The sequence below is a fragment of the Paenibacillus sp. B46(2026) genome (assembly GCF_056786355.1).
Genome location: NZ_CM165907.1, coordinates 2,378,199 through 2,398,645, shown reverse-complemented (window position 1 = coordinate 2,398,645; position 20,447 = coordinate 2,378,199). Strand labels below are relative to the sequence as shown.

At 48.4% G+C, this 20,447-nt stretch carries 15 protein-coding genes; 6 read left to right on the top strand and 9 right to left on the bottom strand.

What is annotated here, in order from left to right; genetic code table 11:
• Positions 1 to 228 precede the first annotated feature (228 nt).
• The 5 genes from AC1S8V_RS10955 to AC1S8V_RS10935 form a co-directional block, all read right to left on the bottom strand.
• Entirely contained in the window at positions 229 to 3,312 is a 3,084-nt protein-coding gene (locus AC1S8V_RS10955; protein ID WP_482073624.1) for a cellulose binding domain-containing protein, read from the bottom strand.
• 391 nt (positions 3,313 to 3,703) lie between these two features.
• Positions 3,704 to 4,585 (bottom strand): SMP-30/gluconolactonase/LRE family protein, encoded by an 882-nt coding sequence (locus AC1S8V_RS10950; protein ID WP_482073623.1) that lies wholly within the window; start codon positions 4,583 to 4,585, stop codon positions 3,704 to 3,706.
• 12 nt (positions 4,586 to 4,597) lie between these two features.
• Positions 4,598 to 5,263, bottom strand: a complete 666-nt coding sequence (locus AC1S8V_RS10945) for an SGNH/GDSL hydrolase family protein (protein WP_482073622.1) — start codon at positions 5,261 to 5,263, stop codon at positions 4,598 to 4,600.
• 84 nt (positions 5,264 to 5,347) lie between these two features.
• Positions 5,348 to 6,136, bottom strand: a complete 789-nt coding sequence (locus AC1S8V_RS10940; RefSeq protein ID WP_482073621.1) for an alpha/beta hydrolase — start codon at positions 6,134 to 6,136, stop codon at positions 5,348 to 5,350.
• Positions 6,137 to 6,279: 143 nt separating this feature from the next.
• Entirely contained in the window at positions 6,280 to 7,113 is an 834-nt protein-coding gene (locus tag AC1S8V_RS10935) for an AraC family ligand binding domain-containing protein (protein ID WP_482073620.1), read from the bottom strand.
• Positions 7,114 to 7,241: 128 nt separating this feature from the next.
• On the opposite strand from AC1S8V_RS10935, the gene AC1S8V_RS10930 reads away from it, so the two are divergent.
• From AC1S8V_RS10930 to AC1S8V_RS10920, 3 genes are all read left to right on the top strand, one after another.
• Positions 7,242 to 9,269, top strand: a complete 2,028-nt coding sequence (locus tag AC1S8V_RS10930; protein WP_482074454.1) for a beta-galactosidase — start codon at positions 7,242 to 7,244, stop codon at positions 9,267 to 9,269.
• A gap of 440 nt (positions 9,270 to 9,709) precedes the next feature.
• The gene (locus tag AC1S8V_RS10925) at positions 9,710 to 10,666 is read left to right on the top strand and encodes a helix-turn-helix transcriptional regulator (RefSeq protein WP_482073619.1); all 957 of its coding nucleotides are present in this window, start codon (positions 9,710 to 9,712) and stop codon (positions 10,664 to 10,666) included.
• 34 nt (positions 10,667 to 10,700) lie between these two features.
• Positions 10,701 to 11,387, top strand: a complete 687-nt coding sequence (locus AC1S8V_RS10920) for an AlkZ-related protein (RefSeq protein ID WP_482073618.1) — start codon at positions 10,701 to 10,703, stop codon at positions 11,385 to 11,387.
• A gap of 97 nt (positions 11,388 to 11,484) precedes the next feature.
• Here the strand turns inward: AC1S8V_RS10920 and AC1S8V_RS10915 are convergent, their stop codons facing one another.
• Both AC1S8V_RS10915 and AC1S8V_RS10910 read right to left on the bottom strand, forming a co-directional pair.
• Complete coding sequence (locus tag AC1S8V_RS10915; protein WP_482073617.1) at positions 11,485 to 12,999, bottom strand: UxaA family hydrolase; 1,515 nt, start codon at positions 12,997 to 12,999, stop codon at positions 11,485 to 11,487.
• Positions 12,996 to 14,513 carry a tagaturonate reductase gene (locus AC1S8V_RS10910; protein ID WP_482073616.1) on the bottom strand — a complete coding sequence of 506 codons (1,518 nt, stop codon included), beginning with the start codon at positions 14,511 to 14,513 and terminating at the stop codon, positions 12,996 to 12,998. Before AC1S8V_RS10910 ends, AC1S8V_RS10915 begins: the two co-directional genes overlap by 4 nt.
• Before the next feature lie 141 nt (positions 14,514 to 14,654).
• Here AC1S8V_RS10910 and AC1S8V_RS10905 point away from each other — a divergent pair, with 141 nt between their 5' ends.
• The 3 genes from AC1S8V_RS10905 (at position 14,655) to AC1S8V_RS10895 (ending at position 18,464) form a co-directional block, all read left to right on the top strand.
• On the top strand, positions 14,655 to 15,581 hold the full coding sequence (locus AC1S8V_RS10905) for a helix-turn-helix domain-containing protein (RefSeq protein ID WP_482073615.1): 927 nt from the start codon (positions 14,655 to 14,657) through the stop codon (positions 15,579 to 15,581).
• Between the two features lie 202 nt (positions 15,582 to 15,783).
• On the top strand, positions 15,784 to 17,772 hold the full coding sequence (locus AC1S8V_RS10900; protein WP_482073614.1) for a GTP-binding protein: 1,989 nt from the start codon (positions 15,784 to 15,786) through the stop codon (positions 17,770 to 17,772).
• 14 nt (positions 17,773 to 17,786) lie between these two features.
• Positions 17,787 to 18,464 carry a tetratricopeptide repeat protein gene (locus AC1S8V_RS10895; protein WP_482073613.1) on the top strand — a complete coding sequence of 226 codons (678 nt, stop codon included), beginning with the start codon at positions 17,787 to 17,789 and terminating at the stop codon, positions 18,462 to 18,464.
• A 113-nt stretch (positions 18,465 to 18,577) separates the two neighbouring features.
• On the opposite strand, the gene AC1S8V_RS10890 is transcribed toward AC1S8V_RS10895, so the two are convergent.
• Positions 18,578 to 19,636 (bottom strand): phosphotransferase, encoded by a 1,059-nt coding sequence (locus AC1S8V_RS10890; protein WP_482073612.1) that lies wholly within the window; start codon positions 19,634 to 19,636, stop codon positions 18,578 to 18,580.
• A 92-nt stretch (positions 19,637 to 19,728) separates the two neighbouring features.
• Complete coding sequence (locus AC1S8V_RS10885) at positions 19,729 to 20,355, bottom strand: GDSL-type esterase/lipase family protein (RefSeq protein WP_482073611.1); 627 nt, start codon at positions 20,353 to 20,355, stop codon at positions 19,729 to 19,731.
• Positions 20,356 to 20,447 lie beyond the last annotated feature (92 nt).

The following is a 20,447-nucleotide window of genomic DNA, read 5'->3' as shown; positions in this document are numbered from 1 at the left end:
TATACCAACTATTATATATCGGTTATAAACACTTTCCAGTGTTAGCGGTTACATTAATTTTAAATTGATTGTACATCTTTTTATATCCTAAAACGATCCTTTAAGCAATGGTAACTATCTATAGTTTACACTATATTTCGACAAAATAAGAAGCCCTGAATCGCCTTTTTGATGATTTGGCGACTCAGAACTCCCTTTTTCATACATTTATTATGTTTGATCAGAGGCCTAAGGTTCGATTCCCCATTGAAGACTTCCGGCTATATACCCAGTCACTTTGGACCATTCGGCATAGGAAGTCTGGCTACCTGCAAAAGAGTAATCATCCGTTTGCGTATAGTTGGTCCAGTTGTTCTTGGAGAACCGAGTCTGGATCTCTGTACTTTGCCCTGCACTCAATGTTCCAGCGGAAGATTTGAATCCGATCTCAAGCACGTGGTCAGCACCCGTCCGTACCGGACTGAGTGTACTGAATGTGCCTGTTACATTATCACTTCCGACAGTCGCCCAGTCAGAGAAGAAGTTCTGAGGCTGATCGCCATTAATGGTGTAATAGTATCTCATTTTCACATCGGACAGATTTAGTGCTGTAGTTCCCGTATTTGTCAGTTTGAATTTGGGATTAATGGAACTACCCGTCGCTGAAGTGCTGCCATTAAACATCTCAATGCGTATCGTTCCAGCAGGTGCAGCTGTCGTGTCTTTAATGAACAGATTCAAGGTCGCAGGATTGCCTGCGCTAAATTGAAAGGTGAGTGTCGCTGCGCCATTCGGCAGTGAAGCCAGGTAGTTTTTACTCAATACGACCTCATTACCTGTTAACGTGTAGTCTGTGCCTGAAACCAGTGTTGCATTCCCGTTGCGAATGGATACAAGTGTATTCCCGTTCAATGTTAACGTGACCGGAATATCAGCCTGATTACCAACTTTGCGATCAAATTCGGCTGTTACCGGTGTAATTACCGAGTTGGTCACTGGGGTTGTACCCCCGCCATCTCCTCCGCCATTGTTACCTCCCACACGGTCAGCATACAGAATTCCGCGACCATTCGTTCCAAGATATACTCTTCCATACAGACGCGGATCACCCGTAATTGTTGTTACACGAGCATACTGATGCTGATCATCGTTGATCCGAACCCAATTGGCCCCACCATCATCGGACCGGAAAAATCCACGTGTTCCATCGATCTGTGCAACCGTGTATAACGCAACAACGCTCTGTCCAGGGGCAGCCTTACCAAATCCAATACTGTCTGCTTCCTCTACATTGGCAAGCTTCGTGAATGTCGCTCCTGAATCCATGGAATGCCATAATCCGTAAGGGCCTTCTTCCTCACTGCCACCTGCAAACCAGAGTTCGCCTTCAACACCTGGAACGGCATCCAGATCGGCATTTCCTTCAACCGGAAGTCCAGTCGCCGGCGATGCCGTGAAGGTAGCACCACCATTCACACTCACATAGATTTTACCCGCTGCAAATCCATAGAATTTGTTTGAGTTAACACGATCAGAAATCACTTGCGCCTGTGCAGGTATCCCCGTACTTGCCGTCCAGAAATTGCCACCCGTTGAATAATGTACACCTTTGTCTGATGTGCTCCACACCAGTCGGTTACCATTCGCAGAGATGGCTACAGTGCCGCCTCCGGCTGTGCCGGCAGGCTCTGCATTGGCTTTGTACCACGTTGTGCCTCCATCACTGGATAAACCCATGGATTTCGCATTTGGATCAGCAGTATAATCTGCTTTACCTACACGAACCATCGTATTTGGACTTAACTCAGCAAAATCCAGGCTTTCTGTAGAAGAATAGTTCGGGCTCGTAAATATGGTAGCTGGAGCCTGGTCCAGATTGTTATGACGGAATCCGGAGACATCACCCACTCCGCTTATCAAATGTGCACCACTTGGCGGGCTGATCAGATCCAGTACGGCAATCTCCTCCACACCCTTCGCCATCACTGAAATATTGATTTTTTCGTCATCATCCCAGTCTGTCAGGTTCTTCGTTCCATATATCGTAGCACCCGTTCCATACATCATGCGATCCGAATCAAACGGATCAATCTCCAGATCACCGATCATCCAGCCCAGTTTTGGGGTTGTTTCGGGTGGGGCAGGATTGGTGCCAAATGTGAGCCATGGCGCTGCCGAAATATCCTGTGTATAACGTAACTTCCGGTTCGGATACCCTTCAAATTCCCATATGCGTGTCCACGTCGCTCCGCCATCTGTACTGCGGAACAAGGTGGCATCCGGCCACCAGGAATTCAATGTCGCAACCATCAATGTACCGGGATTCTGTGCATCAACAGCCAATCCGCCATATCCAAAATAATTATCCGTGCTGCTGCTTGGAACAGGGCTGATGTTGGTCCAGACACCTGTTGACGTGTTCAGTTTCCAAACGTCACCTTTTTCCCCGTCATAGGGTCCAACACCATCGCTGTACGTAATATAAAGACTGCCATCAGCATCCAGCACACCATGATGTGGAATGTATCCTGTAGGTTGACCAGCGACAGCTGACCAAGTCAGGCCACCATTCGTGCTGCGATATACGCTTTGCGCTTTATCAGCAACTCCCACATAGATCGTCTGGGTTGCCTGCCCTGCAGAACCCGTTGTTTTGTCAAACGTAATCCAGGCCAGACCTACGATGTCACTTGTGTATTCATTCGAAGGGTCTTGCACGTAGTTCCCCGGATTCGGGAAGCTTGTGACTTCGTTCCAGGTCACACCATAATCGGTACTTCTCCATAGTCCATGGCCGCTTCGTGCGCCAAAATACAGGATGCTGTTATCATTCGGGTCCACGGTCAGACGTTCTCCCATTGAACGTCCCGGCATGTTGCCGCCCACTTTGAACGGAAGCGTTGTGGTCTGCCATGTATCTCCCCGGTCCGTAGAGCGCAAGATGGAGCCATTATTTTTGTCCCACGAATTCGTATACGTCCCGACCGCCATATACACCCGATCGGGATCAACCGGGTCCGTAGCCAGTGCGTCCACACCATTCTTGTTCCAGTCATCCCAGCCGACAAAATCCGTTAAGGGTATCCACCTCTCGTCAGCCGCATTCCAGCGATAGGCTCCCCCGATATCCGTACGGGCATAGATCAGATCCTTTTCCGACTCGTTGAAAATAATACCCGGTACAAACCCGCCTCCTGCACCAGTCACCACATTTTTCCACTCATAGGCTTCACTCGGTGCCGCTGCTGTAGTCCCAGCAAGTCCTCCCAGCGAAGCCGTTACCACGGCAACCGTCAGGCTCATTATTCGCAATTTCCCCATAAATGTTCTCATATCAACTTATCCTCCTCTTCAACTTCGTTACTGCATTTTGGTCTATCCCCGCTGTCTCATCATGCTGATGATGGCGTGCCAGACGAATCAATGCATCCCTTTATACAAGAAGCCTCACCCCCTTCCAGTTATATTGTTAAGCGCTTACATATTTGTTCTTGATTCGCAGTTATCTGGATAATACTTTCAATAAATAACATTCGCTAGCAATCCCCAAACCCCTCTGTCGAAATTCCGATTTTTGTAAAATATTTTCAGTGTTTAAACTCGTTTATACAAAAAAAAGATGCTGTTAGAACAGCACCTTTCGACATTTTATATAAGATAAAAAAACGGAATCGTTTCTTACCTGGCAAACCAGGCAGAGGTTCACTACATGGCTGGCACCTGTTTATTGCTGGCTACCATAAGCGTGAGTCTCCTGCCCTTTAACTCCCGGTCTGATGACAAAAAGGGAGCCCGCATCCGGTGTCTCTTTCAGACGTTCTTCCTTAATCCCTGTACGTGCCGTTGTAATGTATAACTCTTCGAGATCCGGTCCACCAAAACAGCAGGATGTTACCTGATCTGCAGGCACCTCGATCTGTTGCAACAGCTCAGACGTATCCGGGTTCCAGCGTGTGACTCTTCCTCCGCCCCAGTGGGCAACCCACAGCATACCCTCGCGATCAACTGTCATCCCGTCCGGAAAACCAAATTCCTCCGGTACGTTAATGACGCTTGTCCGATTCTGTATCGTACCTGCTACGAGATCAAAATCAAACCGGTCAATAGAACGTGTCGGGGTGTCAATGTAATACATGGTCTGCCGATCTGGACTCCAGCCCAGGCCATTGGATGTGGATACGCCTTGCACCACTGTGCGAACGGGTTGCCCTTGCTCCAAACAATACAGAGATCCGGCTTTGCTTTCATTATTCATGCTCATCGTGCCTGCCCAGAAGCGACCTTGCGCATCACATTTGCCATCATTAAAACGATTGGTATCCTTATTTTGTTCAGGGTCCTCAATGGCCTTCAGCTCACCCGTAAGCAAGTGATACGTATGGAATCCACTGCGCAAAGCAACCACAACTTCGTCACCACGATACGGAACAACAGCCCCGACATGTTCACCGACATCATAAGCCTGATCCTGCCTTGTAGCCGGATCATACACATGCACCTTGAAGCTTTCAATATCTACCCACAATAATCGATTGTTCTCCTCATCCCAGCTTGGACCTTCCCCCAGTAATGCCGGGGTTTGTACTGCTACAGTTACGTTGCTCATGCCATCACGTCCTTATTCAGATTTGACGCCGCCTGACCATTCGAATCCGATGGCATCCAAGAATGCTTTGGACAGTACCATATGACCTGTTGCATCCGGATGTACCCGGTCATAAGTCAGCACAGACGTATAGAAATGATCCCAAAATGGAGCAAATGCAGCCTGTGTATCCACATACACCGCATCATACTCACTCGCTACCCTGCGTACCGCTTCTCCGTAGATATCCATCGTTGCCCGCATGGGGTCTTCCGGATTGGCCTCAAGATAATAAGGCGTCATCAGTACCAGACCTTTCAGGTTGGGACGAACCGAAGCCACCAGTTCACGCAATGTGGATTCGTATTCTTCAAGAAACACATGTGATTCTGTTGACAATGGGTTGTCGAACTGACGCCATACATCATTAATGCCGATCATGATCGTCAGCCAGTCCGGTTTAAGGTCCAGCACATCACGATCCCAGCGCTGTTTCAGATCACGGATCGTATTTCCACCATTACCCACATTTTGGACACGCAACATCAATTCAGGATAGATAGACCTCAATAGTGCATAGACTTGTGAAACATAACCATGACCCAGACCTGAACTGCCTTCCCCTACAGGATGTTCCCGACCACAATCCGTAATCGAATCTCCGATAAACAAAAGCTTGTCGTTTTTTTGCAATTTCATCGTTATTTTCTCCTTCGCTTCAAAGCGCTAATATACGGAATACTCGATTAGTCAGGACTGTTCACTTGATACTAGCCAAAAAAATTACCAGCCTTGATTCTTGAGCCATGTGAGACACAGATCCGACCATACCCGAATCGTGTGGTTATCCTCAGCCAATCCAAGACCATGTGAACCTTTCTCAAAAACGTGCAAGTCATAGGGAATCTCATGCTCGCCCAATGCAAGTGCATAACGCAAGCTATTCTCCACAGGCACTGCCTGGTCATCGCTGGTATGCCAGATGAATGCTTCTGGAGCATCTGCTCTCACCTGTTGTTCCGCACTGAATGCCTTGATCTGCTCGGCAGACGCATTCGACCCAAGCAAATTTTCACGGGAACCGGCATGTCCATAAGACTCCATCGTAATGACCGGATAACATAGAATAACCCGGTCCGGGCGTGAACTTTGGCGTTCAATCCAATCCTCATGATCCGGCTGCCCCTCGTCGTACAGTGTTCCCAGTGTTGCTGTAAGATGTCCGCCTGCGGAGAAACCAAGTACCGCAATCTTGGAAGGATTGATGCCATACTGCTCGGCATGAGCACGAACATAACGTATGGCACGCTGACCATCTGTTATTGGTGCAGGATGCTGATGAGGTGCTACGCGATATTTCAGGACAAATGCGCTTATTCCCGCGCGATTCAACAGTTCGGCTATTGGAGCACCTTCATGATCCGCCAAAAATCCATAGCCACCACCTGGACATACAATGACAGCGCTCTCGGAACCGGGCTGAATAAATGGAATCAAATGTGGCATCTCGTCTTCATGTCCCTGGGCTGCATAAGGTGCAGCATGATCCCATAAGGGTATAGTTGTTGTCATCTTCAATCATCCTCTCTAAGTATAACGGATACACAGATCCGTTTAATCGTTTTCGAATCTCAGGAATCGATACCATCATAACGGCAATGACCCTAACGCATCAATACCTTCCTGGCATCACTTTTTATTCAATTGCGTACAGGTTAGTATAAATTCCGAAATTGTTCAGGAGTGACTCCCTCTATCCTGCGAAAGGTTGCTACAAAATGGCTAGCATCTCGAAACCCTACCCTTACTGCTGTTTCCCTGATCGTGGGTCTGTGGTCTGCGGTCATGATTTCCTTGGCTTTGCGAATACGTAGCAGAATGAAATAACTATAAGCGGTCATACCAAAGGATTGTTTAAACAAGGTGTTCAAATGTCTGGATGAGATCCCCGTGAGGTCAGCCATATGTTGGAGACCAATCTCGGGATTCGCATAATGCTGTTCCATGAATGCAATGAGCGGAGCGAGCCTCTCCACGGCATGTGAGATCGAAGAACGATTGCCCGTCATGCCATGTTTTTTGAGTAAAATCAGAAATCGGTATATATCCGCTGATGCTTCGAGTCCCGACAAATCCTGATCACTGCTGATCGAATCCAGCACTTCCTGACCGTAATTGTTGAACGTGCTGCCCGGCTCCCACTGATGGAACGCCGCTTCACCCAATCCAAGTGACTCCATGATTGCCGGACACTGCGAACCCCCAAATGTAATGTAAAATGTCTCCCACTCCCCCTGCGACCGCACATATTCATGTGGCTCATTAGGTGGCAGCAAAATACCGGATGCTTCCCCCAGTACTACCGTGGAACCTGCAAACCTGAATTCTCCGGCTCCTTTCACAGTCTGAAGCCAGTGGTAACACGGATACCCTACAGGTCTGGACACCTTCTCCTGATTGCCGTTATAACCAAGGCTCTCAATATAAAGGGGCAGCGGCTGATCACGTGATGTCATGAAATATCGTTGATGTCGGGGTGAGATAAACATGAGATACCTCCTTGAATACAAGTCATAATATACTTCCATATTCTTATATAGGCCATTACTTTTATTATATTTTAAAAGTCATATGTATCATATAATATAGGATTATTCTTATACAAGAGGTGAACACATTGATTAGCAGCAAACTACCCAAAATGTTCTACGGGGGCGATTATAACCCGGAACAGTGGGATCACGAAACCCACCTTGAAGACCTGCGCATGTTCCAATTGGCAGGCATTGATATCGCGACAATTAACGTATTTTCATGGGCACTGATTCAGCCTGATGAGGTTACTTATCAATTTGAAGAACTCGACCAGCTGATTAATCGTCTTTATGAGAGTGGCGTCTATATATGCCTTGCAACGAGCACCGCTGCTCACCCGGCTTGGATGGCGAAGAAATATCCGGATGTGCTTCGTGTGGATGCCGATGGACGCAAACGCAAATTCGGTGGACGGCATAATTCCTGTCCCAACAGCCCGACCTATCGTAAATACTCCGAGAAGATTGCGGATAAACTGGCCGAACGATACAAGGATCACCCTGCAGTTCTCGTATGGCACATCTCCAATGAATATGGCGGTGACTGTTACTGTGACAACTGTGAGAAAGCGTTCCGTGTGTATTTGAAAGAACGCTATCAGACTCTGGAACAGGTCAACAAAGCATGGAACACTAATTTCTGGGGACATACCTTCTACGATTGGGACGAGATTGTATTACCAAGCAACTTGAGCGAACACTGGGGTAACAATAATTCAACATTCCAGGGAATCTCGCTGGACTACTCCCGATTCAACTCCGACAGCATGTTGGATTGTTATCGCTTGGAATATGATGCGATCAAAAAACACATTCCGGACTCCGTCGTTACAACCAATTTGATGGGATTCTTCAAGCAACTGGACTATTTCAAATGGGCAAAATACATGGATATTGTCTCCTGGGACAGCTATCCCGGTCTCGCAACACCCGTCAGTTTCACAGCAATGGCCCATGATCTCATGCGGGGACTGAAGGATGGTCAACCCTTCATGCTTATGGAACAGACACCAAGTCAGCAGAACTGGCAGCCGTATAATTCATTGAAACGTCCTGGCGTCATGCGTCTATGGAGTTATCAGTCTGTTGCACATGGAGCCGACACCATCATGTTCTTCCAACTCCGCCGCTCCATCGGTGCCTGTGAGAAGTATCATGGTGCAGTTATTGAGCATGCCGGTCACGAGAATACACGTGTATTCCGCGAAGTTGCTGAGCTGGGCAAGGAGTTACAGATCCTTGGCGACACTACGCTGGATGCTACTGTTGAATCCAAAGTAGCGATTGTGTTCGATTGGGATAACTGGTGGGCCATCGAAAAATCTAGCGGACCTACGGTTGCCCTCAACTATGTGGATCAGATCCATAAATACTATGCAGCGTTCTTCCGCCGTAACATCCAGGTGGATATCGTCAGTGTGGATACGGATATTAGCAAATACGACATCGTTCTTGCCCCTGTCCTCTACATGGTCAAACCAGGATTTGCCGCCAAACTGGAGAAGTATGTTGCAGCAGGTGGAACATTCCTGACGACCTTCTTCAGCGGTATTGTCAATGAGAACGATCTCGTGACAACTGGTGGTTATCCGGGAGAACTCCGTAAGTTGCTCGGAATCTGGGTGGAAGAGATTGATGCCCTGCTGCCTGAGCAAAAGAACAGTATTGTCCTCAAAGAAGCCTACGGTGATCTTCAGGGAGAATATGGCTGTGGCATGCTGTGTGACCTGCTGCACAGTGAAGGAGCCGAAGTCATCGCCGAATATGGAGACGACTTTTATAAAGGCATGCCTGTTGTGACACGTAACACCTTTGGTCAAGGTGAAGCCTGGTACGTTGCATCCGACCCGGATGAACGTTTCCTGGATGGTTTGCTAGGACAGCTTGCAGCAACCAAGAATGTAGAGTCCCTGCTGGAGACACCAGAAGGTGTTGAAGTAAGCGCACGAACCAAAGACGGCAAACCCTACCTGTTCGTCATGAACCATAACGCTTCCACTCAATCCTATGATCTGGGTACAGCTAAGGCACATGATCTGCTCACTAATCGCGAGCTCTCGGGAAGTATTGAGATTGAAGCCCGCGGAGTGCAATTGCTCGAAATGAAATAAGCTAATTTGGTATGTTGGAATCATTGGAAGCACTCCTGCAATGAAAATACCGTGATACAAAGTGTCACATATTCTTTTCTTATATACTTGTTATTGTCTGCATTGAGGACATTGGTATAGATTTCAGACCTTTATCGTCTTCTTTCTGCCAAAAGCTGCTACTTCCCGTATCTGTCTACATCGGATACGGGTTTTTGGCATTATCTGTAGTGTTTTTGATAGAAGGAAATATCAGTATGCAAAGCGAATTGGACGAGAAACACATTTTAACGAAGCCCGCCGGAACTTGCTTGTGTGAACCATGCAGCTGATCAATTGCAGAATAAGGATACAGCTGAAATATTGGTGACACTCATGATGTCACTTATAGGCTGTTACAATAGAAATATAACTACGACATCACTTTCCGGCGGCGCAAAGATCGAAACGGAGTGGCTGACATGAACAGAACAAATCGGCTTGCCGCCATCGTTATGGCATTACAACATGGTCACGAAACGGCACACTCATTGGGCGAGAAATTTGAAGTTTCCCGTCGCACCATTCTCCGGGATATCCAGTCCCTCTCCGAGATGAATGTACCCATTATTGCCATTTCCGGGCCGGGGGGCGGCTTCAGACTTATGGAGGGGTACGTATTGCCCCCATTACAGTTGGACCCGGTAGAGGCAGCGACGCTCATATTTGCTCTTGAAGGCTTGGGCCGTTACGCGGATACGCCCTTTCACGAGAAACGCTGGACACTAATGAACAAAGTTAAGGCTATCATTCCAGATGATATCATGGCCCGAATGGATCCCATGCTCAAACAACTGAATCATCACATCCCAGACCGCAATTACATCCTGCATCATCTCGACCCGCTGCTAGCCTGCATACCTGAACAAGGATGGCTTAGTGTGCTGTATCGCTCCGCATCTCGTGAGAGATGGCTACATATCTGTCCTACACGGGTCTATGCTTCCTCCGGCTTCTGGTACTGTGAAGCGTATTCTGTGGAACACGGTGAACCACGTCTGTTCCGGGTCGACCGAATTATCGATGTCAAGGCGATCGAGCCACAGGAAGCACAGGAACTGAACGAACAGGCACAGCAACAACGGAGCAAGCCGCAACCTCCAGAACAGCCGTCCACCCTGGTTAAGGTGCAACTAAGTTATCGGGGAATGATTGAAGCTGAACAGGACGAGCATATTGGTGAAAAGATGACTGAAATTGCCCCGGATCTCTGGGAATTATCATTCCTTTGTCCACCAGGGGAATGGGACTGGGCCGTACGATTCTTTTACCGATTGGGACGTGAAGCCGAAGTGATCGAACCCCTCAAACTTCGCAACGAGATTCGTCTGCATGCCGAGGAAGTGAGCCGGAAATACCTTGCTTCAACCAAGTCGTAGCCTGACTACACACGAAAAGGAGCCTGCTGATATCATGACATATGAACCTGTTGTAACGTACGAAGAAGCAGTACAGCGAATCCAGTCTATTGGACTGCTCCCACTGGCCCCTCTATTTGCCGAATATCCTTCACTGTCATCATTAACACCCAAAGAACATTGGCACAAGGATGATGAATTGGATCCCTGGTTATGGCGTTCACGCCTGGCTGAAGAGGGCATTGCTGCATATGGAAAGTTCGTCAAAAAGAAAGCGCTTCTCGTCTCGCGCGAATACTTCCCTTGGGTACACCGACTACTTGCCGACTCCAGAACCATTGAGGAACAGTATGAAGCGGGTCTACTATCACGAGAAGCATCCAAACTATATTCTTTGATTGAAGAACAGGAAGGCATCGATGGACGCGCCTTGCGATCACAGGCCGGTTATGGAGCAAAAGAGGACAAGAAGACATTTGACCGCGGTCTTCTGGACCTTCAGGGCTGCGCAGCCATTGTGATTAGTGGAACCAAAGAAAAAGAAGGTCTCGCAGAAGGTAAAGTCGCTTGGAACAGCTCTGCATATGAGACTGCTGGTCAATGGATGAAACGTCATGGCATTGAGCCATTTGAAGGCAGCGTCGCAGAAGCGCGTGAACTGCTGGTTGCCCAGCTGCAGCAACATGCTTCGCCAGTCGCATTATCAAGCATCGCGAAAGCACTTGGCATCCCTGGAATCTAAAAAAAGCCAATCCCGGTTGCCACAGATGCAACCGGGATTGGCTGTGTTCCACGATATGATGTATCCATGACGATAACGACATCCACCCATACTGGCTTTAGAGAATCACACCATCCTTGAATATGGCAATCTCCCGGAATCCATGCTGCTCACTGAGTGTATGTGACCGTCCTGAAGCAATATCAATCAGCTGGCTGAACATCTGTACTTTTACCTCATCCATCGTCCGCCCCTCCAACAACTGGCCAGCATTGAAGTCAATCCAGTGTTTTTTGCGATTCGCAAGATCGGATTGGGTCGCGATCTTAACGGTAGGCACCGGGCCTCCAAATGGAGTTCCACGTCCTGTTGTGAAGAGTACTATATGTGCACCAGCCGCAGATAAGGCTGTAACAGACACCAGATCATTACCGGGTGCTTCCACAATGTTGAGACCGGTTTGAGTCACCCGTTTGCCATAACGCAGAACGTCGACTACCGAAGAACGTCCTCCCTTTTGCGTACATCCAAGTGACTTTTCCTCCAGCGTTGTGATGCCTCCAGCCTTGTTACCAGGTGAAGGATTCTCATAAATGTTCTGGCCATGGTTCACAAAATATTGTTTGAAGCCATTCACCAAGTCCACCAAATCTTGAAATACCTGCTCATTGGCAGCCCGATTCATTAAGATCGTCTCTGCACCAAACATCTCAGGGACTTCGGTCAGAATGGCCGTTCCCCCGGCAGCAACCAGCATATCCGCAACCGAACCAACCAGCGGATTGGCTGTAATGCCGGATAACCCATCGGAGCCGCCACATTTCAAACCAATTTTGAGTTTGCTAAGCGGAAGCGGCTGACGTTGTTCATGTTCAGCGATCTCCACAAGTTCTTCCATCAGTCGAAGCCCTTCCTCAAGCTCGTCATCCGTTTCCTGTGCTTTGAGAAACCGTACTTTGCCTCGATATTCCGGAGCAATACATTCACGGAACTCGTCTACCTGATTGTTCTCACAGCCCAGACCGATAACGAGAACGCCCCCTGCATTCGGATGTTCCACCAAGGAGGCTAGCAGCTGTTGTGTATACTTCAGATCATCGCCAAGCTGTGAACACCCGAATGGATGTGGAAAGTGAAACACACCATCTACCCGGCTTCCAAACTGGGATTGACCCATACGTGCCAAAGCTTCACACACTTTATTGATACATCCAACCGTATTCACAATCCAGATCTCATTACGGATACCTGCTTCACCATTGGGACGCAAATATCCATCAAATGAACGCAGATGTTCCGGCGGCATGTCCGTCTGTATCTGGGCTCCCGGTTGATATTCATATTCAAGCAATCCGTGCAGACCCGTCTTCAGGTTGTGACTATGAATCCAGCTTCCCTGCTCAATCTGCTCCTTGGCAATCCCGATGGAGAAACCATACTTCAACACATCATCACCCTGTGCCAGGGTATGCGCAGCAATCTTATGCCCCTTTGGCACGTCATCCAGCAGTGTAAAGGAAACACCGTCCGGCAGTGTAATACGTTCTCCTTTGGTAAAATCCCGCAGAGCTATAATGACATCATCCTGTGGTTGAATGGCAATCCAGTCATTGATTGTACTTGTTGTGTTCATTTCCCTTCACCTTCCAACAAACCGATTTCACGAACAACTGCTGCACGCAGCCCTTCTCTTGCATCCAGATTTTCGCCCCAGATCAGGGTATCCGACAACACAGCCGCTACCCGGTTATCCAGTTGCTTCTGATCCCTGTTAAGCGTGTCATAACCGTCCCAAAGAGTAGCCAAAGCAGCCAGAACATCCGGGTCATCCCGCAGCAGTACGGATTCCCTATTCAGTCGTTGTCCCTTGTAGCCTTCAGGTGTGTTTACAGGACGATAGAGACACAATAATCCGGCAAATCCCTGGATTAAACGTTCTGGCCAGCTTCCCTGATTTTGCTCGTAGGCCAGAAGTGTAGGCAGCACACGAACTTTGAATTTTCCGATCGTATTTAATGCAATATCCTGCAATTTGTGATCAATATACGGGTTAAGAAAACGTTCGAATACTTCTTCCGCATACTGGTCCAGTTGATGATCGGGCATATCCAGAGCAGGGACGATCTCCTGATGCACAGCTTCCCTGATCCATGTGCCAAAATGTGGATCTTCCATCGTTTCTCTCACATGCTGCTTGCCTTGCAGAATGCCGAGGGATGACATCAAGGTATGTGCCCCATTCAAAATACGAACTTTGCGTACCTGAAAAGGCTTCAGATCTTTCACCCAATGTACATTGAGACCTGCCTGCTTGAGAGGAAGTTTTTTGTCCAATGATTCATCACCCTGAATGGCCCAGAAATGATACGGCTCTGCCGTATTAATCAACTGGTCCTCATAACCCCAGCGATTCGTCAGGGAGTCGGCTTCGTCCTGGGTCGGCGCACCTGTGACAATTCGATCTACCAGATTGTTCAAGAAGTCATTATGGTTCTCGATCCATGAGCGGAAGCCGTCTGAATACCCATAATCCTCACTGTGCCGGAGGACACAACTGCGCAGCACATCACCATTGCCTTCAAGCAGCTCGCATGGCAGATGAATCAAACCTCTGGATGGGTCACCATCAAATTTCAAGTACCGCTGATGCAGGAAAACCGTTAATTTCCCCGGAAATGATTGAACGGGTTCACCCTCGATATAGTCTGCATACGTATATTTCAATCCTGATTCGGTTGTATTGGAGATGACAAACTCAAGTGAAGGCAGTTCCGCCAAATTCAGAAAAGCCTCCCATTCTTCATATGGATTGATACACTGTGAGAAGATGGAGATCAACTCTGTCCGCTCAACCGGCTTCCCTTGAGACAGTCCACGTGTAATCATCGTATATAAGCCATCCTGATCGCGAATCTGCTCCAGCTTGGCCTTGCCTCCTGGCCGTGGTTGGGTAACAGCTACACTTCCATGAAATTTGCCTTGTCTGGCACTCTCATGAAGCATCCAGTCTGCAAATCCCCGTAAGAAATTACCTTCTCCGATCTGCAAAACCTTCACGGGACGCTCCATAATCTCCTTGCACTTGCGCTGACCATCGCTCCCCAGTAAATTCAGCTTTAACCTTGGCCGTTTCGTGCTTGCCGACATGGACACTCACCTCATCGATTATTTGTACTGTCGGAATGCAGCGCAGAGGCTCTGCACCCTTTTATTGTAAACGCTTTAAATTCATTGTATCATCAATAAAAGGAAATTAAATTGCTTATTTTGCGGTAAATATACTCTCTCATGACCAGGTATACCATCTCGTTGAAGACGATCGTATGGAAAGGAGTCTTTATGGAACGTTCACCTGTTCGTACGACCATTCAAGCAGAATCAGGTATCCCCTTTCGCTTGGTGTATAGTGACACAAAATCCCCCCAGAACGAATTGCCGGATCACCTTCACGACTGGCATGAAATTATCTATGTATATCGAGGTCAGGGAAGCATTTTTATTGATACGGGTCTTGAGAATATGCAGGAAGGAGATCTGTTTATCATTCCGGGCAGCACGGTTCACCGAGCCTTGCCGGATGCAGGCAATCCTGTCACATCTTCCGCATTGTTCTTCAGCCCGGGATTGCTGGCATCCACCGCCGGAGGCGCTGCTTCTTCCTTGCTGAGTCTGTTTGAACGTTGTCGTAGACAACGCGTGTATAAGAGACATCTGAACACAGAGGAGCAATCTCAGGTGGCCGCCCTTATTGATGACATTCAGGCCGAATTTCAGCTCGGTCATCACCTAAGCGCACATGCGGCCCTGTTAAGGCTGCAACTGTTGCTCATTTTTCTGGAACGTCTGGAAGCTGCGGGACCTGCGAATCCGGGTAAAACCGCTCCGGGTCCCTCATGGCTCTCTTCTACGATCTCTCATATTGAAGATAACCTTCGGAATGGCCTTTCCCTGCATGAACTGGCTCAGTATGCCGCGGTATCCCCTGCCCATTTCAGTCGTGCCTTCAAACGATACACGGGCATGACTCTGACAGATTACGCATTAGCGCGAAGGGTCATTATGGCAAAAGAGCATCTGGTGCAAGGGGATGAGACGATGGCCGCCGTAGCTGATGCTTGCGGGTTTGACAGTCTGCCCCATTTTTATCGTCAATTCAAAAAATTAACCGGCACTACACCTGCAGCCTACCGCAGAACCATGAACAGTTCTCGTTAAAATAGAAACCGTCTGGGCACGTCAAGGGAAAGTGACGCAGCAGGGGGCGAAAAGGCGGTAAAAGATGCACTTCAGCGAGTTTTGAGGCACGCCCTAATCATATATATCCACATATTCTTCCATATGGCAGATGTGGTATGATAATCTGGATTATTACTTGTCGGAAACATTGCATTCCGTTGTCAGAGGAGCTTAACATTTCATGTTAAACGAATTAAATCGCAGGAATATCGGCATCTTCGCCCATGTAGATGCGGGGAAAACAACCACTACCGAGCATATGTTATACGAAAGTGGTGTCGTCCGCAGTCCCGGACGCGTGGATGACGGAACAACAGCCACAGACTCGCTGGACATTGAGAAAGAACGTGGCATATCCGTTCAAGCAGCTATGACCTCTCTGATCTGGAAGAATACCATCATTGACCTCATTGATACGCCTGGGCATATTGACTTCAGCTCCGAAGTAGAGCGAACGCTGCGCGTGATGGATGGCGCTATCCTGATTCTGTCAGCAGTGGAGGGAATTCAGTCGCAGAGCGAAGCCATCTGGCATGCCCTTCGATCACTTCGCATCCCTACCGTTATCTATATTAATAAAATGGATCGGATTGGCGCATCTGCCTCAGTGGTCATGGAGCAGATTCGTTCCAGCCTGTCCCCTTTCGCATGCGAAATCCAAACATGCCATATCCATGAAGATTCATTTCTTGGCATCGACTCCCTATGGAATCCGAATCCAGATTCTCTGTCAGATGGCACACCATCCATTCCGGGTCTGGTCGAGATACTAGCCGAGCTGGACGAAGAGGTCATGGAAGCCTACATTCAGGAGACTCCGTTATCCCAAATGGATCTATATGAAGCATTTCTGCGACATGTGCATCAGGGTGAGATGTTCCCTGTGTGTTATGGTGCTTCCGGCAAAGGAATCGGCGTCACGGCATTGCTGGATGCGGTCCTTGCCTTTCTGCCTCCCCCTGCACAGCCTGTGGACTCTCCCGTATCCGGTGTTGTGTTCAAAATTGAACGCGACCGCACGATGGGACGCACAGCCTATGTCCGCATGTACGGTGGTAGCCTGCACAATCGGGATACCATTCATAATTCGACGCGGGAGCTTGAAGAAAAAGTCACTCAGATCCGCCGCATGGACGGACGGAAATGGTCGGATACCGGTTCCGTTTACGCAGGGCAGATTGCTGCACTCTACGGACTGAGCGACACGCATGTGGGTGACATTATTGGTAGTCCCGAGGGTGTCCCTCCTCTGCCACAGATGGCTGTGCCATTGTTGACGGTGCAAGTACATGGCAAAGACCCGGCACGTTACCCTGATCTTGTGGCAGCATTGCAGGAGTTGACGGATGAAGATCCCTTGCTCGACCTGCAATGGTTGCCAGAGGAACGCGAATTGCATCTCAAGGTCATGGGAGCCATCCAGCTTGAGATTTTATCCAGCTTGTTACTGAGTCGTTTCGGACTGGATGTCGTTTTCGATTCGCCATCCGTCATCTACAAGGAGACCCCACGTGCAGCAGGAGAAGGTTACATTGCCTATACGATGCCAAAGCCCTGCTGGGCCATCCTCCGTTTCAGGATCGAACCTTTGCCACGTGGAAGCGGTCTGATCTATACCTCGACCGTAAGGGCCGATCACCTGCTGGTACGTTATCAGAATGAAGTTGAACGACGAATTCCCGAAGCCTTGTCTCAAGGCATGCTCGGTTGGGAAGTCACCGATCTGCGTATCACGCTGGTGGAAGGGGAACATCATGTCTGGCATACCCACCCGCTTGATTTTGTCGTAGCCACACCGATGGGAATCATGGATGGATTGGCAAGAACTGGTACCATGTTGCTGGAACCCCTTCTTCAGTTCAGGCTGACGGTCCCGGAGGAATACGGTGGCAAGGCCCTCAGCGATCTGGTACATATGCGGGCAACCTTCGAAGCTCCCGTCATCGGTGGTGGACGTTGTATTATTGAAGGGCTCATGCCCCTGGCAACCTCAATGGATTATCCGGTGAAGCTGCGTTCAGAGACTGGCGGCCGCGGGGTACTCACGACTTCGTTTGCCGGATACCAGGATTGTCCTGCGAATGTGACTCATACTCGCAAACGGAGAGGGGTTAATCCGCTGGATCAATCGAAGTATATTTTAAGTGTACGAAACGCGATTACATCATAAATGGAGTTGACCTTGTGCTTATTAAATTTCTTATCTTTGGCCTTTTATGGCGGATTGTAGGTAATCCGTTCATTGCCATCCTCATTTTACTCGTTATATTGTATTTCTTAGATCGTCGTTACGTTGGGGTGTTCCCAAGCTTCACGAAACCTCTCAAGCGTATGCGTAACATCTCCCGGCTTCGGCAACAGCTTGTCATGAGTCCCAATGAAGTTTCATCCAAGCTGGAACTCGCTCGCCTGTTAATTGAGCGCAAGCGTTACAATGAGGCACATGCCTTATTGCTTGAACTGGAGCGCCCATACGAACAATCGGCTGAGTACTGGGAGGCATTAGGGACGACTGAGCTTCATTTGGGCAACATCGAAAAAGGCGAACGTCATATTTTGCAAGCCCTCGAGATCAACCCCAGAGTCAAGTACGGACGCCCGTACCTAACCCTTGCTGGAGCCTTCAAAGATACTCATGAGGACAAAGCGCTGGATTATGTGCATCAGTTTCAGGAGATTCATTCCTCTTCCAGTGAAGCTTATTATCTGCTCGGCTCGGTTCACCGTTCCCTTGGGCGCAATGCTGATGCGAAACAGGCTTACGAGCAATCGTTGAACGTTTATCGTTCGTTGCCCAAATACAAAAAACGTCAGGAGCGCCGCTGGGCTGTCCGCAGTTGGTTCCGCAAGCGTGGATTATAATATCATCCGCTATACGCTGTAATCTTCATATATCACTCTTATAACCAATAAAAGTGCACTGATCTCTGCCCTCGTATGAGCAGAACCAGTGCACTTTATTCTTAACAACGATATTAATACACTAATATCTCACGCAGTCGTTCTTCATGAAGACGCATCCAGTCGATCTGCTGTTTGAGCTTCACAATCTGCTCCACAGCCACTTCCGGCTCATCTGTCCCCTCGAACATCCGACTGATGAAATGCATGACCACATCCAGACTACGTAGCAGAATCAATCGCGGTATCGCTAACAGCTCTTCTGGTTCCAGGCTGACGTGTTCCCGAAATCCCTCAATCAAGCCCTCTTGTGCCTGCCACATCCAATCTTCACTCTTGTCCATAGTCAGAAGATCAGACATCGGAACAGCCAATTCCATTACCCGCAGATCCCTTGTGGCAAATTCAAAATCCAATATGGCACAGATTTCACCCTGCTGATCTGCCAATACATTCGAGGCATTCACGTCCCCATGAACCAATTGATGCGGCAGATGTTCCATTCCCCGCAGGGCTTCAAACAGATCTGGCAGCGCATCTCTCAGTTGCTTCAGCTCATTCGCACATGCGGCCAATTGCTCCGGCGGCGATGTGCATAGCTGTAATAATCGTTCTGGTGAACAGAGCGGATACGCATCCTGAATTCGATAGTACGGTGGATACACAGGTTCAAATGGTATATCCAGCGTAGCCATAACAGAAGACAGGGCCCCTGCCGCTTTGCCTAGCCCAAACAATTGATCTGGCGTATGCCAGATCGGATTGACACCTTCCCGATAATGAAACAGAGTCGCAATTTTGGTATGACCTGTGAGGGTATCTTTTACAGCAAGGAATGTACCTCCCTCACCAGATAACCGTCTTACAGGTGAAGGCGTATCAAGCTTAAAGTTCGAACGTTGGAGGGCTGCCAGCACCTCATGTTCAAAGGCGATTTTCATCGGATCATTATGTGTTTCATATTGTCTCAGTACGTAACTAGTCCCGTCTACATGGAGCATGTAGGTAGAATTATTCATCCCACCCTTTCCACGCTCACCTTTCCAGTCCGATGTGAAACCATATAAGGCCAACACTTCGGATATACGTTGCTGCTCTGAATAATGGAGGGAACCGGAATCGATGTTTTGCACCAAATATTAACCCCTTTATCTCACAAAATGGAACTGTCATCTATTTATCTTAAAGGAACTCCATCGCATGGTCTAGTTCTGTTCCAAAGTGATCAAGAGAATGGGTAGTATCCGGTTCGATTAAGCTGCTCTGCAATGACACGATATCCTCTTGCATTGGGATGTACTCTGTCCCAGAACAACAGTTCACGCTCACGACCTTCAAACCTGTCATAGACCTGAGCACATGCATAGTTGCCCGATCCGGCTCCATTCAAAAACGAATTATATTGGTGCACCCAGTACGCAGCTTCCGTCGCTTGTGGATATGGGTTGTACAATCCGATGGATCGGACCATATACTCACTGTTACCCTTTAACTGCCGAATGTGCCGCATGATCTGGGATACATTACTGCGGGTTTCTCCGAGCACCTGTGTCATTTTGCTGGCATTTGGAATGCCATTACTTGCTTTAAACGTCCGAATCAGATCATTCCCGCCAATGGATATGGTAATGATATCCGCTTCACGGAGCGATTTCCGCACTCGGGGATGCGAAGAGATCATCTGTAACATTTCCCCCGACGTCAGTCCATTGACGCCCATGTTTTCCATGGATACAAACGTACGAACATTCATTTCTGCCATTCGCCGATATAAAGGAACAAAGCCGGTGCCCAGCAACGCTCCTGTACCTACCGTTAATGAATCGCCTATAGCCACATATCGATATACCATCCCGCCCGCTCCTCTCTGCTGTGATTTCTCTGAACAATTATGAACTGCTCTATATCTTATGATGAGCGGGAAGACAAGGCGCGGGATGGTGT

Bases quoted from the DNA above. Each gene is read 5' to 3' on its own strand.
- AC1S8V_RS10905 (WP_482073615.1), top strand. From the start codon at position 14,655: ATGACCAGGTATACCATCTCGTTGAAGACGATCGTATGGAAAGGAGTC.
- AC1S8V_RS10950 (WP_482073623.1), bottom strand. From the start codon at position 4,585: ATGAGCAACGTAACTGTAGCAGTACAAACCCCGGCATTACTGGGGGAA.
- AC1S8V_RS10915 (WP_482073617.1), bottom strand. From the start codon at position 12,999: ATGAACACAACAAGTACAATCAATGACTGGATTGCCATTCAACCACAG.
- AC1S8V_RS10945 (WP_482073622.1), bottom strand. From the start codon at position 5,263: ATGAAATTGCAAAAAAACGACAAGCTTTTGTTTATCGGAGATTCGATT.
- AC1S8V_RS10900 (WP_482073614.1), top strand. From the start codon at position 15,784: ATGTTAAACGAATTAAATCGCAGGAATATCGGCATCTTCGCCCATGTA.
- AC1S8V_RS10955 (WP_482073624.1), bottom strand. From the start codon at position 3,312: ATGAGAACATTTATGGGGAAATTGCGAATAATGAGCCTGACGGTTGCC.
- AC1S8V_RS10920 (WP_482073618.1), top strand. From the start codon at position 10,701: ATGACATATGAACCTGTTGTAACGTACGAAGAAGCAGTACAGCGAATC.
- AC1S8V_RS10910 (WP_482073616.1), bottom strand. From the start codon at position 14,513: ATGTCGGCAAGCACGAAACGGCCAAGGTTAAAGCTGAATTTACTGGGG.
- AC1S8V_RS10940 (WP_482073621.1), bottom strand. From the start codon at position 6,136: ATGACAACAACTATACCCTTATGGGATCATGCTGCACCTTATGCAGCC.
- AC1S8V_RS10925 (WP_482073619.1), top strand. From the start codon at position 9,710: ATGAACAGAACAAATCGGCTTGCCGCCATCGTTATGGCATTACAACAT.
- AC1S8V_RS10935 (WP_482073620.1), bottom strand. From the start codon at position 7,113: ATGTTTATCTCACCCCGACATCAACGATATTTCATGACATCACGTGAT.
- AC1S8V_RS10885 (WP_482073611.1), bottom strand. From the start codon at position 20,355: ATGGTATATCGATATGTGGCTATAGGCGATTCATTAACGGTAGGTACA.